Raw genomic sequence first — 14,794 nt, 5'->3', positions numbered from 1 at the left:
TTTCTTATATATATGAATGGATAGATAAACATGGGCCACCGTTTAAGTAAAATTTACACCCGTACAGGCGACTCAGGCACCACTGGTCTTGGTGATGGTTCACGTGTCGCCAAAGATGACTTGCGTATTGCAGCCTTAGGTGATGTGGATGAACTCAACTCTTGCATCGGAGTTTTGCGTGCGCAAATTGCCATCAGTTCAATTGAAGACAAAGCCCCTTGGGATAAATCACTCAGCCTGATTCAACACTGGCTCTTTGATCTGGGCGGTGAAGTCTGTATTCCCAACTACAATATGGTTTTACCAGTTGCAATTGAATTTCTGGAAAAAGAAATTGACCAAATGAATGAAGCGCTACCCATGCTGAAAGACTTCATTTTACCTGCAGGCACACTTTCATGTAGCTATGCACATCAAGCACGTTCGGTATGCCGCCGTGCTGAACGCAGCTTAATGTCGGTGCATACTCGAGATCAGAATATTCAAGCTCCTTCACTGCAACTCCTCAACCGCCTTTCCGACTGGCTATTTGTGGCATCTCGTACCCTGCAACGTGCTGAAGGTGGATCTGAAGTGCTTTGGCAAAAAAATATTAATGAGACGATTTAAAGATAAATTAATATTCAAAAATAAGACTTAGAGCTAAATCTGATACGCGGAAATGTCATCCGCAAGTGTTTGAGGCAAGACTCCATTAAAAAAATAATTGTTTCTGCGATGATTATAATAAAAGATGGTAGTTGTCGAGTTTTGCGGATGACAATGGTTTTGGTTACTTTTCCCAAAAGAAAAGTAACATATGAGCTCCTTCCTTACTATTACAAACGGTAAGACTCCGCTGTAATATCTGTGTTTAAAAGAAAATATATCGAGAATATTGAATGCGAATCATCGGACATCGTGGTGCACGTGGCGAAGCCCCAGAAAATACTTTGGGTGGCTTTCAATACATTCATGATCTCGGCATTCGAGCAGTTGAGTTTGATGTCCGTCAGCTGAAAGATGGAGAACTCATCATCATGCACGATGACAATTTCCTAAGAACTACGGGTGCCGATCAAAAACTTTACGAATTAAACAGCCAGCAGCTTGACGCCTATAACCAGGCCCATATCTGGATGGACTGGGAAAAGCAGCTTACCCCGACCCTTTGCCAGACCCTGAGCATTATTCATGACTTTGAGCATATTGAAGTTGAAGTCAAAGCAGTTGCAACGATGTTCGACGCTGAAAAACTGGTTTTAGAATTACAAAAACAGTTACACGGTTTTGAACAAACGGCGGTCATCACCAGTTTTGATTTAAAAATTCATCAGGCCTTAAAACAGCAGTACTCCATCTTCAAACGCGGCTTACTGATTGAAGATGACATCAAACACCAAGCCATTGAACAGGCTTTAGAACTCGGTTGCTGCCAAATTGGCTGGATGAACCAGCTGGCAAGCGATGAGATGATTCAGGCCACCCAGCAAGCCCATTTAAAAATCAGTGTTTGGACCGTCAATGATGTTGAGCGTGCCAAGCATCTGCAAAGTTTGGGAATAGACGGATTAATTACCGACTTTCCCAAAATGATGCTCGAACAACTTTAACAAAAGTTTCTGTCTCCATTTTTGTGACCAAATCCGCTATTTATTTATTCAAAAATGACTCACATCGCTGCTGTTCACGGAAGCTGCTTTGACCTTCGATAAAATCAATCACCCCTTCCCCGTATTCTGTTACTGTTTAGTACAATACACCTGTAGAATAATGCTAGTGAAGATTTATGTGCTCATGTTAAGATGACACATCTTAATCCTTATAAATTGTATTGAATTAAGTAATTCGTTTATACCTTACCTTTAACAGGTTCTAGGAGTGCTGTTGGAGATGAATGCTCCCTTACCCAAAGCCCCAATTAACTGGATTGCAGTATTCGCACTGGTACTTTTACCAATTGTGGCTGTAATCGCTATCCCTTTATATGCTTATCATCATGATTTTAGCTTAGGCGCATGGATCAGCTTATTTGTACTACTCGGTGTGAGTAGTTTAGGGATTACTGCGGGTTACCACCGCTTATGGGCACACCGTGCTTATGAAGCGACTCTTCCATTAAAAATTATTTTAATGATTATGGGTACTTTTGCTGTTCAGAACAGTATTTTGTTCTGGGCTTCAGGTCACCGTACCCATCACCGCCATGTAGATGATGTCGATCAAGATCCCTATTCAATTAATAACGGCTTTTGGTATGCGCATATGGGATGGATGCTACGCAACTATCCGGCAGCAGAAAAAAACTATAAAAACGCACCCGATTTGTTAAATGACAAAGTGGTGATGTTTCAGGACAAATACTACATTCCACTGGTGATCGTCGTACATGCAGTTATTCTTACGACTGTAGGCTGGGCTGTGGGGGATATGTGGGGCGTATTGTTATTAGGCGGTTTACTGCGTCTAATCCTTAGCCATCACGTGACCTTCTTTATTAACTCACTTTGTCACATGTGGGGCAAACGTCCATATACTGACGAAAACACGGCTCGCGACAATTTCATTTTAGCTATTGCAACTTGGGGTGAGGGTTATCATAACTACCACCACATCTTCCAGTATGACTACCGTAATGGAGTGAAATGGTGGCAATATGACCCAACCAAATGGTTGATCTGGTCATGCTCAAAACTCGGTTTGGCTAAAAACTTGCGCCGTATTCCAAGCTTTAATATCAAAAAAGCGGAACTGGCGATGCGTTTTAAATATGCTGAACAAGATTTGGCAGTTTATGGTCACAACGTTAATGAAGATATGGCTACGGCTAAACTTCGTATTGCTCAGGAATATGAAGCATTTACCCAAACCCTAAATGACTGGGCCAAACTGAAAGAACAAGAGATTCAGGTGAAAAAAGCTTCGGTAGCTGAAAAAATTCATCAGATGGATAACAAATTAAAAGTGGATTTCCAACTGGTGGAACAGCGCCTTGCTCATCATCGTAATAGCTTGAAAATTTTAATGCGCAATATTAAAAAGAACCCTGTGTCTGAATAAGACCGGAGTCAATATAAAGCCCCATTATTGGGGCTTTATTCATTTTAGCCGTTTAAATTTGCTATAGTGATCTGGTCTCCCCCGATTTTTATAGATTGTTACCATGCAATTTAATCCGCGTTACCCCTCGCTCAATCCCCAGCTTTTTCATCATCAAATGCCTGTTCCCTTAAAAGGAGCAAAAGCCGGTCATTTCAATGCTGCGCTGGCTGATGAATTACAGTGGTCGGATGCAGATAAAGCTCAATGGGTGGAAATCTGTAGTGGACAAAAAACCTTTGCCGAGTTTGAACCACTTGCCATGGTCTACGCAGGACATCAGTTTGGACAATGGGCAGGACAACTCGGCGACGGGCGCGGCTTGCTGATCGGGCAAATTCTGGATAAGAACAATCGAACCATCGACTTGCATTTAAAAGGTGCCGGCTCTACCCCCTACTCGCGTATGGGTGATGGACGTGCCGTATTACGTTCAGTGATTCGCGAATATCTGGCCGGTCATTCTCTGAATGCTTTAGGGATTGCTTCCAGTAATGCAGTTGGTTTTACTTCTTCGACCCAAGGCATACAACGGGAAAAACTGGAACCTGGTGCGATGATGCTGCGTACTTCAGACTGTCATATCCGCTTCGGCCATTTTGAATGGATCAACCAGTATCAGCCTGAGCTTTTAGAAGACTTTGTACAGAAATGTATGGAATGGCATTATCCAGAATGTCTGGAAGCCGAACACCCTGTTTTGGCTTTCGCAACTAAAGTCATCCAACGTACTGCGGTGATGATTGCCAAGTGGCAACTGGTAGGCTTTGCCCATGGAGTCATGAATACCGACAACCTGAATATCACCGGTTCAACGCTCGACTTTGGCCCTTATGGTTTTATGGAGCGCTTCCGCCCGAACTGGATCAACAACCACTCGGATTACCAAGGCCGTTATACCTATCAACAGCAGCCGAGTATTGGGCACTGGAATTTATGGATGTGGCTGAATAACCTGATTCGGCTAAAAAAAGATCCTGCTGAAAAAGAACAGTTCAAAGAAGATTTAGCGCAATGTTTAGAGCATTTTGAGCCTACTTTCCTAGAATATTATACAGTTGGGCTTTGTCAAAAAATGGGCTTGCCAAGTTTCCATAAAGACAGTTTTGATTGTGGTATGGCGTTCTTACGAATTTTACAAACGGAGCAACTGGACTACACCGAAAGCTTTATTCGACTTCAGAACAAACAGTTTGAGACGATTAAAGATGACTGCCTGGATCGCCGCCAATTTGAAAGTTTCCTAGCTCAATATGAAAGTATTCGGGCAAATCAGGATTGTGCTGAACTGGATGCTGAAATGGTTAAAGCCAATCCGCAATATATTCTGCGCAACCATATGGCGCAAAAAGCGATTGAACTGGCGGAACAGGATGATTTTTCTGAAGTCGAACGTTTGTTTAAGTTGTTGAGTCAGCCTTATCTTAAACAACCCGATTTAGAGCAGCCTGAAGATTTAGGTCCCTTGCCGAGTGATGTTCCGGAAGTGATGGTGAGTTGTTCTTCCTAACAAGAAAACGGAGCGATATGCTCCGTTTTCTTGTTAGGACATTTTAATGTTGAAAGGTTTTACCAGTGATATTGGGCATATAAAGAGGCACTAAAACGATGTGCCTGATTGCTCTCTAAATCGTCAGTCATATATTTAGCACCAAAATTTTTATGCTGTATTGATAACCCCCAAGCATGTGTTTGCGGCTCTATATGCAGTCCATATTTTAATTGTTCCGTTTTCCAAAAGGCATTGAGTTGAGCTAATGTTATATATTCATTTGAAAAACTACTGATGCTCGCACTCCAAGGTTTAGTTTGAGCCTCATAGCTAATTTCCGAACTTAATTTCACAGGCAGTTTTTGACGATACTGTTTACTCTTACTTAATTGTCCACTTAAATCTATTCGAGGACGCTGATTTTGATCGTAATAAAGATTGTAGCGTGTAAATGGAGCATTATCCCAATATAAGTAACTGAATAAATCATCGACCTGAAGAGTAATATTCCAATCTCTTTTGATTTGTCCATTGAAACCAAAATCTAGGGCATAGCCATAACCTTTATTAGTTCTTCCATCCCAGCCTAATTCATCTTCTTTTAATGCAGGACGGTCATAACTATAATCCAATGAACCATTTAACCAAGCTACTCTATCCATCAACTCAGTCATACTGGTTGTTTGGCCTGTTGCTTGAAATTTACCATCCACATAATGACGGCCGATAAGCGCCGTTGCCCCTGTCACAATTGTCCAATCAGGATGAACTTTCCAATCATAGGCAAAACGAGTTCCCACTGTTTCGACATGCTGAGCTTCTAATTCCAATTGATTATGTTTATTTGCATCAATTAACTGATCATTTTCAATTTGATAATATAGCTTTGCCATATCATCACTAAAATGAATCTGATAGTCATAAGCCCAAACCCAACCTACAGTCCAATTATCCTGTTTGGTTTCTAATTTCATTTTCCCATGCGCAAAGGCATTATTGCCTTTTTTAAAATCAGGGGTTTCCCAACCATTTAAAAAGGCATGTACACTAACAGGCTCACTATAAATATCTGCATTTATACTGTATTGAATCGTTTTTTCCGCATAAGCAGAGTATGGCAAACTTACAGCCAATATGAATAAATATTTTTTCATTAGATATAAAAGAAGACAGCAAATGCTGCCTTCTTCTCAAAGTTAAGTTTTAGATTAAGGAGCGATATAAGTTATTGTGTCATCACTAAATTTCACCACATATTGCCCAGATGAATTTTTAGTGAGTGTGCCGTAACTTTTTCCTGCAACCATAATATTCGCTGAGGTAAAATTCTGTACATCTGCAATACTGATGGATGCTCCATTTTTATGCTTAATCACACCCGCAATAATTTGATGGTCTTGATCTAAGTCTTTTGCAGTTAACTCAATATCCAATGCATTTTTATCAACGACAACGGCAACAGTCGCTGTACCTTTGGTAAATTCAGCACGTTTTGCGGTAATATCAATGCTAAATGGTGTAGGTACTGCATTGGCACCTTTTAAGTTACCACTTAATTTGACATTTAAATTCGCATTGATGAAATTAGTCGATGTTTCCTGTCCAGCACTAACATCAATAGCTTTAGATAAATCATTATTCAAATTAAATTTGGCTTCTAAATTCAAGGATTCCTGCTGATAACTTACAAGACCTTTCAGCACTAATTCAGATGGAATCAATTGTTCTTGAATTCCAACACCATTATTAAATATAGCTTTGCGTGCAATTAAAGAAACTTCTGCTAAATTGGCTTTCACATCTGCACTTTCAAACAAAAGTCCTTTTAAACTCATTGTTGCTTGATTCGGAATATCTTTACGATTTTCCATTGTATCTGCGGTAGCATAAACCATAGATGCTGTACTATCGGCAGTGAAACTAAAACTCGCAGTTTGATTTTTAAGATTCTTGGTAGAAATTTTTCCATTATTCTGAATCTTATAATTATAAGTTGTGCGAGCGGTATCAATAAACGGCGCTTCTAAGACCAAATTCGATACCGTAACTTCAGCATCATCACCATAAATTGAGTATGCTGGATTGCTATATAATTGACTGAAATTATTCAATACATTGTCTGCTGCAACTTTATCCCAATTAAACGCTTGCCAATATTGGACACTGGCATTACCTGAAATGGTAATAGAAGTACTCGTAACCTGAACCGTTAAATTATTGCTCTTAAATTTAAAATTACGTGAATAATCTTGATTAATTAAATCCTGTATTTGTTGCGCCGTATAAGTTTTGGTCTGACCCTGTGCATCCTGAGTAACAACCTCTACAATCACTAATAATAAATTCGTTGCACTGCTCAAATCTGAAGATGTGTCATTTATGACTTGTGCAGGAACTTTATATTGATCAGCAATATTTTGAAAACCATCATAATAAGAAACAATAGCATTGGTCGTTTTGACAAGTTGTTTTGCTTTTTCTAAATCTAAAGCAGGTGTCGTTACCTGTCCACTATCTGTTCCATCAGATGAAGAAGACCCACCTCCACCTCCACCACAAGCCACTAAAAACACAGAGCAACTTAGTACTAGTAATGTTTTTTTTAAAATCATTTTACCCCTACCCTCTAAAAATTATAAATAAAAAAAGCCCCTAAAAAATAATCATTTTAAAGGAGCTTTACAATGCTAAAAAAATATTTATTTATTCAATCCTCAGGATATTCAAAACGATAGCCCACCCCATACACCGCCTGAATCCACTCATGACGATTACCGGTTTCAGCAGCATCAGAAATTTTACGGCGTAGGTTTTTAATATGGCTGTCAATCACACGGTCCGCGACATCAAAACTGTCTGGGTTAATATGATCCAGCAATTGCGCACGTGAATACACCTGTCCTACATGTTCCAGGAACAATTCCAATAAACGGAATTCGGTTGGGGTCAGGTTCAAGGTTTTTTGTTGATACCAAATACGTTGCTGGGCTTTGTCCATACGGAACAGGCTGTTTTGTTCCGGCTCAACTTGACGGTCTAAACGACGCAACACTGCTTGTACACGCGCGACCAGCTCTTTGGGGCTAAAAGGCTTACAAATGTAGTCATCTGCACCCATGTTCAAGCCCAATACCCGGTCAATTTCTTCAGTACGCGCAGTCACCATAATAATCGGCAAATCAGACTGTTCACGCACTTTACGGCAAATGGTCAAACCATCCATACGTGGAACCATCAGGTCCAAAATCATCAAACTGGGTTTGCGTTGCAGAAAGCTGTCATATGCTTCCTGACCATCATGAAACATGCTGACTTCAAAACCCGCAGCTTCCAAATAGTCCCGCACCAACTGTGCAAGTTCAACTTCATCTTCAACCAGCATGACATGTTTCATGAATGTTATCCCTTTATTTGTTTAACTGTTTTGGAAAAGTCAGTTTGCAACGCAAACCACCTAATGGAGAATGCTCAAAACTCAATTTCCCGCCCAATGCCTGGGCAATCTTACCAGATAATGCCAGACCTAAGCCTGTTCCCCCGGTACTGCGTGTCCGTGAATCATCAACACGATAGAAACGCTCACCTAGACGTGACAATTGTTCATCACTTAGCCCAAGCGGACTGTCATCAACAATCACGCTCCACTCCGTTTCAGACTGTTCAGTATGCACACGAACTTCTCCGCCTGCTTCGGTATAACGAATACTGTTGCCGAGTAAGTTGACCATAATTTGTTTAAAACGATCTATATCTAATTGTAAATTCGCACCTTCACCTTGCACCGAAACAGATAAATCGGCCTGTGCAAATTTAGGTTTGAAGTTTTCAACTTCTTGTAATACCACATTCCACGGGTTTACTTCTGCTATATAGCATTTCAATTGTTGGGCTTCTGCCTGAGCCAGATCAGCCAAATCCTGAGTCAATTTTTTCAGACTGGTCACCTGACGCAGCATGGATTCAAAATGTTCCGGTGTCGGTTTTCGAATCCCGTCCTGCATGGCTTCAATTTGTGCTTGCAGCACTGCAAGTGGTGTTTTTAATTCATGTGAAGTATCTGCCACCCACTGACGGCGTGATTGTTCATGTTGATCCAGAATCACCGCAAGATGGTTCAATTCTGTCGATAAATCACCAAGTTCATCATTTCGGTTAACGGTCACCTGATGCTGAAAATTGCCTTTGGTCAGTTCACGGGTACCTTGCAGCAAACGCTGAATCGGCTTTTTAAAATAAGTAGCCAACAATAAAGCCGCAATTAAACTGGTCAGAAAAGTTAAGCCATAAACCAATAATAAATAGCGTTTTTGATTACTAAAGAAATTGATACTTATGGCATCATCCTGATCCAGTACCGGCTTCAATCCCAAATAACCGACCACTTTGTCGTTCACCATAATCGGACGATACGACACTGGACTATCTGAAGGCTCACCCACCACAAACTGTTTATTGGCATCATACAAGGACAAACGCGAACTGAGTCCCAGACGGTCAGGCATGGAAATAAACTGCTTTTTTTTGTTTGGATTAGATACTGGATCTGTTTGTCGCGCATCAGTTTTTCGGTCTGGACGGAATACATTCTGATTGGCACTTAAAGGAAACTTGAGTCCTTCAAAGGGCTGATATTCAGAAGGTAAATTTAGCTTCATCATACGGAGTTCTTCCGCATCCAGGACTGGTTTGCTATGTTCCGCCTGATTTAAGCTCGGTGTAACACTGAGCAAGGTATTTTCCTGAAAATAACGCTGCTGCAAGGCAATATCATATTGACGACGTAACCACCAACGTGACAACCTGTCATAATCATCGGGGGCAGCAGTTCCTTCAATTTGCAGGATTTGAGCCTGAATGGCATTGCCCCAGTCATGATAGACTGAATATACTCCGGCCAGATTGCTGATCACGTGATCCAGCTTCTGCATTTCGACATCCGCCACATAGCGGGTGAAATTCTTTTGCATGGTCCAGTGCAATACCCCCAGGCTGACGGTCGTAATCACCAAAGTGGTGAGTAATACCGTCAAAAACAGGCGTAAGGCAATCGGAACACGGCGAATTTTCAAAAGTGAAGTCTCAATATTTGTTCTCAACTTGTTATTGTAACCAACCCGATCTCAAAAAACTCTCCATTGTTTCTTCATCATTATTATTTAATCTTTAACTGATAAAATTTACTGTATTTCTCTTGGAGATAACAACAATGAATTCCATGAAAAAAATGGCTTTAATTACTGCCAGCGTGCTAAGCGTGAGTGCTTTGAGCGCTTGCCAATCAGCCAATACGGTTCCAGATAGCGACCACAAGCCAATGATGAAACAGCATCATGGCCAACACGATCGTAAAATGACACCCGAACAGCATGAACAGTTCCAGCAGTCACGTGCTGAACGTCGACAAATGATGCAGCAGTTCCAGAAAACCTGTGACGGTAAAGCGGTCGGTGCTGCAGTACAAATTAAAACCAGTGAAAAAACCATTGATGGTACCTGCAGCATAGGCTTTAAAGCAGACCGTCAAGAGATGAAGCGCATGCATAAAGAGATGATGGGCATGCATGGTGAGATGGAAAGTATGCATATGCAAGGTGACCATCAGCCTATGCGCGGTGAAATGAAGGGTATGCACATGAAAGGCATGCCAATGCAATCGGCAGAACCGCTTACTGATGCCAAACGCGCAGAACTGACCAGGCAATTTGATCAGCGCCTGGCTCAACATCAGGCACATCAGCAAGCCATGTTAAAGGCTTGCCAAGGTCAGCCCAACGGTAAGGCTGTTCAAGTCAAAATGGGCACACATACCATCAATGGTAAATGTGAAGTCCGCTTTCAGCCTAAAGCCCCGATGGCTCCCGCAACTGCAAAACCGGCATCATAAAATTTACCCAAAATTAAAAAAGGCGCAACTCTGCGCCTTTTTTCTTGCCTGTCAAAAAGTGAACAATTTGACTATTTATGCCACTAACAAAACCATAAAAGCATTTACACTCAAGATACTTAGCAATTTCAAGTAAGAAATCTTTGACTTTACAGTCACCAAGAAAAAGCCCCTAAAGCTTGTACCAACTAAGAAGATGTTGCACGATTGAGCCATAGAAATACGTGTCATTGAAGATACGTTCCAATGTTTATTTAGAATTATTAACGCTGGTACAAACCAGTATTGAGGAAAACGATATGCCACAATACAAAGCGCCCTTACGTGATATGCAATTCGTTCTGCATGAACTTTTAAATGCAGAAGAACATTACGGAAAATTACCTGCATTCCAGGAAAGCGTAAGCCGTGAGTTGGTTGACCAATATCTGGAAGCTGCTGCAGACTTCTGTGAAAACGAACTTTCTCCTCTTAACCAAGTTGGCGACCGTGAAGGTTGTACTTGGAACGACGGCGTTGTTACAACTCCGACTGGTTTTAAAGAAGCGTACCAAAAATATATCGAACTTGGTTTCCCTTCTCTTTCTGCTGAAGAGCAATATGGCGGTCAAGGCTTGCCGAACTCTTTAGGTATCACTATTTCTGAAATGGTCGGTACTGCGAACTGGGCGTGGGGTATGTACCCTGGTCTTTCTCACGGTGCAGTCCGTACTTTAGAACACCACGGTTCTCAAGAACAAAAAGATGCTTACCTGCCAAATCTGGTTTCAGGTGTTTGGACAGGTACCATGTGCTTGACTGAATCTCATGCAGGTTCTGACTTGGGTATCATCCGTACCAAAGCTGAACCAAATTCTGACGGTAGCTATGCAATCTCTGGCGAGAAAATCTTTATCTCTGCTGGTGAACACGACATGGCTGAGAACATTGTTCACATCGTACTTGCTCGTCTTCCTGGTGCACCTAAAGGTACTAAAGGGATTTCACTATTCATCGTGCCTAAGTTCAACCTGAACGAAGATGGTTCAGTGGGCGAACGCAATGCTGTACGTTGTGGTTCAATTGAACACAAAATGGGTATTCACGGTAATGCAACCTGTGTCATCAACTTCGATAACGCAAAAGGTTTCCTGATTGGCCCTGAAAACCGTGGTCTGAACTGCATGTTCACTTTCATGAACACTGCACGTATCGGTACTGCTGTACAAGGCCTTTCAGCTTCTGAAGCATCTTTCCAGGGTGCACTTGCCTATGCCAAAGACCGTTTGGCAATGCGTTCACTTTCAGGTGTTAAAGCGCCAGAAAAAGAAGCCGATCCGATTATTGTTCACCCTGCTGTACGTAATATGCTTTTAACTCAAAAATCATATGCAGAAGCTGGTCGTGCGCTGGTGTACTTATTGGCTCAATACGCTGATGTAGTTGAACACGGTACAACTGAAGAAGAACGTAAAGCTGCAGACAACATGCTGTCTTTATTGACTCCAATTGCCAAAGCCTTCTTGACTGAAACTGGTTCTGAATCTGCAAAACACGGGGTTCAAGTGTTCGGTGGTCATGGTTTCATCTCTGAACACGGCATGGAACAAATTGTTCGTGATACCCGTATTGCCTGCTTGTACGAAGGTACTACTGAAATCCAGGCACTGGATTTATTAGGCCGTAAAGTTTTGGGTACTCAAGGTGCAATGTTGAAAGACTTCACCAAGATCATCCATAAATTTGCTGAAGCAAACAAAGACAATGCTGCAATGAAAGAATTTGTTGAACCGCTTGCTGCTCTTAACAAAGAGTGGGGTGATTTGACCATGCAGATTGGTGTGCGTGCAATGCAAAATCCGGATGAAGTTGGTGCAGCTGCGGTTGACTACCTATACTTCTCGGGTTATGTAACGCTTGCTTATTTATGGGCTCGTATGGCACTTGTTGCTCAAGAAACATTAGCGGCTGGCACAACTGATGTAGATTTCTACAACGCGAAAGTGACCACTGCCCGTTTCTACTTCAAGAAAATTCTTCCACGCGTTCGCTCACACGTTGACGTGATCGCAGGTGGTGTAGAGCCATTGTTGTCTTTAGATGCTGAACACTTCGCATTCTAAGTGCATGACATTTTAAACTGATGTGAGAAAAAGGACGGTCATGGTTTTGGCAGTCCTTTTTCTTTATCAAATCAACAAAAAATTAACCTTTAGTCGTCTAACAACATGAATTTTCATCTATTAGACTGATCAAACCGAACTGACTCAAACAATAAACAGGTGACTCACTATGCCAATCTATAATGCGCCTCTTGCGGATATGAAATTCATCCTTAATGATGTTTTTAATGCAGAACAATTCTGGCAAGCCAATGAAAACCTTGCTCATATTGATGCTGCGACTGCGGAAGCTATTCTTGAGGAAATGGCGAAATTTGCGCAAAACGTGACCCTTCCATTGAACCGTACAGGTGATGAAGAAGGCGCTAAAATTGAAAATGGCAATGTGACTACCCCGGCAGGCTTTAAACAAGCATTCAAGCAATATGCTGAAGGTGGCTGGATTGGCTTAGGTGCTGACGCGGAATGGGGCGGTCAGGAAATGCCTAAAATGCTGACTGTACTGTCTGATGAAATGCTGTTCGCTACTAACCCCTCATTCATGCTCTACCCGCTTCTTTCTGTAGGTGCTGGCATGGCATTGAACAGTTATGCATCTCAAGAACAAAAAGAAACCTATCTTCCTAAAATTTACTCTGGCGAATGGTCTGGTACCATGTGCTTAACCGAGCCGCACGCAGGGACTGACTTAGGCATTATCAAAACCAAAGCTGAGCGCAATGAAGATGGCACTTATAACATCACTGGTACTAAAATTTTCATTACCGGTGGTGACCACGACCTAGCTGAAAACATCATTCACTTGGTATTGGCAAAAACTCCGGATGCACCTGCCGGTTCACGTGGTATTTCACTATTCATTGTGCCGAAATTCATTGTGAATGCCGATGGTTCTTTGGGTGAGCGCAATTCAGCAGGCCCGGGTTCGATTGAACACAAGATGGGGATCAAGGCATCTGCAACTTGCGTGATGAACTTTGACGGCGCCAAAGGCTACCTGGTTGGCAAAGAAAATGAAGGTTTGGCTGCGATGTTCGTAATGATGAACTACGAACGTCTGTCTATGGGTATCCAAGGCTTAGGTGCTTCTGAGTTTGCTTACCAGAACGCTGCACAGTACGCGACTGACCGCCTACAAGGTCGTAGTGCAGTAGGTGTGAAATCTCCAGAAAAACCAGCAGACAGCATTCTTGTCCATGGCGATGTACGTCGCATGTTGCTTAATGCACGTGCCAACAACGAAGCATCTCGTGCCTTTGCAGTATATGTAGGTCAACAGCTCGACATCACCAAATTCTCGACCGATGCAGAAGCAGTGAAGAAAGCCAATGACCGCGTTGCCCTATTAACACCAATCGCAAAAGCTTACCTGACTGACACAGCATTTAACGCAACTTTAGATGCGCAAATGGTGTTTGGTGGTCATGGCTTTATCCGTGAATGGGGTATGGAGCAATGTATCCGTGACTTGCGTATCTCACAAATCTACGAAGGTACCAATGGTGTTCAGTCACAAGATTTAATCGGTCGTAAAACCATTAAATGTGGCGGCGCATTTATTGAAGAATATATTCAAGAAATCCGTGACTTTGCCAACGACCTTGATGCTGACCTAAACTTCATCAAAGATGCCACTTTAGATGCAGCAGCAGAAATTCAATCGGTAACGCAGTACATTATTGAAGCTGCAAAAGAAAGCATCGACTTCCCGAATGCAGCGGCAGTTGACTATCTACATGCAGTCGGCTTGCTCAGCTTCTCTTATATGTTTGCGAAAATTGCAAAAGCTGCAAGTGCGAAAGAAGGTGATTTCTACAGCAATAAAGTTTCACTTGCACTTTACTTCGTACAACGTGTTTTGCCTGAACTTGCAGTACGCATTGCGAAAATCAAAGCAGGTTCTGAAGTGGTCATGAACTTCTCTGAAGACTACTTTACTAGCCAGGCTTAATCCTGAACAAAAATAAGCGATAAAAAAACGCCTGCAATTGCAGGCGTTTTTTATAATCCCAGAAGGGCTTAAACTTTTTCAATAATAATTGAATCTGCGGTTTTTTTACCGCTTTGTTCTGGATGATTAATCTTTACAATTTTAATCACACCTGTAGTCGCCAATGATTCACATAGATCGACAATATTTTGCATATGGCTAATTTCAATCCCTGAACCCAATATGAGTTTTTTTCCGGCTTGCAATTCATTAATTTTTGTTTGAATTTTTTCTATCATTTTCTTTTT

12 protein-coding genes are annotated in these 14,794 nt (G+C 41.8%); 7 read left to right on the top strand and 5 right to left on the bottom strand.

Translation table 11 applies throughout. The annotated features are described in order from the left end of the window. Positions 1–30 precede the first annotated feature (30 nt). The 4 genes from WAE57_RS14455 (at position 31) to WAE57_RS14440 (ending at position 4,588) form a co-directional block, all read left to right on the top strand. Positions 31–609: a cob(I)yrinic acid a,c-diamide adenosyltransferase gene (locus WAE57_RS14455; protein ID WP_337711124.1), complete on the top strand. Its 579-nt coding sequence runs from the start codon at positions 31–33 to the stop codon at positions 607–609. Between the two features lie 272 nt (positions 610–881). Then, positions 882–1,592 carry a glycerophosphodiester phosphodiesterase gene (locus WAE57_RS14450; RefSeq protein WP_337711123.1) on the top strand — a complete coding sequence of 237 codons (711 nt, stop codon included), beginning with the start codon at positions 882–884 and terminating at the stop codon, positions 1,590–1,592. Positions 1,593–1,872: 280 nt separating this feature from the next. Next, positions 1,873–3,039 carry an acyl-CoA desaturase gene (locus WAE57_RS14445; protein WP_337711122.1) on the top strand — a complete coding sequence of 389 codons (1,167 nt, stop codon included), beginning with the start codon at positions 1,873–1,875 and terminating at the stop codon, positions 3,037–3,039. Between the two features lie 103 nt (positions 3,040–3,142). After that, positions 3,143–4,588 (top strand): protein adenylyltransferase SelO family protein, encoded by a 1,446-nt coding sequence (locus WAE57_RS14440; protein WP_337711121.1) that lies wholly within the window; start codon positions 3,143–3,145, stop codon positions 4,586–4,588. 59 nt (positions 4,589–4,647) lie between these two features. Here the strand turns inward: WAE57_RS14440 and WAE57_RS14435 are convergent, their stop codons facing one another. The 4 genes from WAE57_RS14435 to baeS all read right to left on the bottom strand — a co-directional run bounded on the left by WAE57_RS14435 (position 4,648) and on the right by baeS (position 9,639). Next, on the bottom strand, positions 4,648–5,724 hold the full coding sequence (locus WAE57_RS14435; RefSeq protein ID WP_337711120.1) for a DUF5723 family protein: 1,077 nt from the start codon (positions 5,722–5,724) through the stop codon (positions 4,648–4,650). A gap of 54 nt (positions 5,725–5,778) precedes the next feature. Then, positions 5,779–7,182, bottom strand: a complete 1,404-nt coding sequence (locus WAE57_RS14430; protein ID WP_337711119.1) for a hypothetical protein — start codon at positions 7,180–7,182, stop codon at positions 5,779–5,781. Positions 7,183–7,277: 95 nt separating this feature from the next. Then, a complete protein-coding gene (locus tag WAE57_RS14425) occupies positions 7,278–7,964 on the bottom strand; it encodes a response regulator (RefSeq protein WP_086175456.1) in 687 nt (228 codons plus the stop codon). 13 nt (positions 7,965–7,977) lie between these two features. Beyond that, complete coding sequence (gene baeS, locus WAE57_RS14420) at positions 7,978–9,639, bottom strand: sensor histidine kinase efflux regulator BaeS (RefSeq protein ID WP_337711118.1); 1,662 nt, start codon at positions 9,637–9,639, stop codon at positions 7,978–7,980. A 137-nt stretch (positions 9,640–9,776) separates the two neighbouring features. Between baeS and WAE57_RS14415 the strand changes: the two genes are divergently transcribed. The 3 genes from WAE57_RS14415 to WAE57_RS14405 all read left to right on the top strand — a co-directional run bounded on the left by WAE57_RS14415 (position 9,777) and on the right by WAE57_RS14405 (position 14,507). Continuing rightward, on the top strand, positions 9,777–10,454 hold the full coding sequence (locus WAE57_RS14415; RefSeq protein ID WP_337711117.1) for a hypothetical protein: 678 nt from the start codon (positions 9,777–9,779) through the stop codon (positions 10,452–10,454). Between the two features lie 299 nt (positions 10,455–10,753). Next, the gene (locus WAE57_RS14410; protein ID WP_337711138.1) at positions 10,754–12,556 is read left to right on the top strand and encodes an acyl-CoA dehydrogenase C-terminal domain-containing protein; all 1,803 of its coding nucleotides are present in this window, start codon (positions 10,754–10,756) and stop codon (positions 12,554–12,556) included. A 169-nt stretch (positions 12,557–12,725) separates the two neighbouring features. Further along, positions 12,726–14,507 carry an acyl-CoA dehydrogenase C-terminal domain-containing protein gene (locus WAE57_RS14405; protein WP_337711116.1) on the top strand — a complete coding sequence of 594 codons (1,782 nt, stop codon included), beginning with the start codon at positions 12,726–12,728 and terminating at the stop codon, positions 14,505–14,507. 68 nt (positions 14,508–14,575) lie between these two features. Here the strand turns inward: WAE57_RS14405 and WAE57_RS14400 are convergent, their stop codons facing one another. Then, positions 14,576–14,785 carry a hypothetical protein gene (locus tag WAE57_RS14400; protein ID WP_086175460.1) on the bottom strand — a complete coding sequence of 70 codons (210 nt, stop codon included), beginning with the start codon at positions 14,783–14,785 and terminating at the stop codon, positions 14,576–14,578. Between the last annotated feature and the right edge of the window lie 9 nt (positions 14,786–14,794).

The sequence above is a fragment of the Acinetobacter sp. NS-4 genome (assembly GCF_037402435.1).
In the GTDB taxonomy this organism is placed as follows: Bacteria; Pseudomonadota; Gammaproteobacteria; order Pseudomonadales; family Moraxellaceae; genus Acinetobacter.
This window is presented reverse-complemented; position numbering and strand designations above follow the sequence as displayed.

Bases quoted from the DNA above. Each gene is read 5' to 3' on its own strand.
- WAE57_RS14455 (WP_337711124.1), top strand. From the start codon at position 31: ATGGGCCACCGTTTAAGTAAAATTTACACCCGTACAGGCGACTCAGGC.
- WAE57_RS14450 (WP_337711123.1), top strand. From the start codon at position 882: ATGCGAATCATCGGACATCGTGGTGCACGTGGCGAAGCCCCAGAAAAT.
- WAE57_RS14445 (WP_337711122.1), top strand. From the start codon at position 1,873: ATGAATGCTCCCTTACCCAAAGCCCCAATTAACTGGATTGCAGTATTC.
- WAE57_RS14440 (WP_337711121.1), top strand. From the start codon at position 3,143: ATGCAATTTAATCCGCGTTACCCCTCGCTCAATCCCCAGCTTTTTCAT.
- WAE57_RS14435 (WP_337711120.1), bottom strand. From the start codon at position 5,724: ATGAAAAAATATTTATTCATATTGGCTGTAAGTTTGCCATACTCTGCT.
- WAE57_RS14430 (WP_337711119.1), bottom strand. From the start codon at position 7,182: ATGATTTTAAAAAAAACATTACTAGTACTAAGTTGCTCTGTGTTTTTA.
- WAE57_RS14425 (WP_086175456.1), bottom strand. From the start codon at position 7,964: ATGAAACATGTCATGCTGGTTGAAGATGAAGTTGAACTTGCACAGTTG.
- WAE57_RS14415 (WP_337711117.1), top strand. From the start codon at position 9,777: ATGAATTCCATGAAAAAAATGGCTTTAATTACTGCCAGCGTGCTAAGC.
- WAE57_RS14410 (WP_337711138.1), top strand. From the start codon at position 10,754: ATGCCACAATACAAAGCGCCCTTACGTGATATGCAATTCGTTCTGCAT.
- WAE57_RS14405 (WP_337711116.1), top strand. From the start codon at position 12,726: ATGCCAATCTATAATGCGCCTCTTGCGGATATGAAATTCATCCTTAAT.
- WAE57_RS14400 (WP_086175460.1), bottom strand. From the start codon at position 14,785: ATGATAGAAAAAATTCAAACAAAAATTAATGAATTGCAAGCCGGAAAA.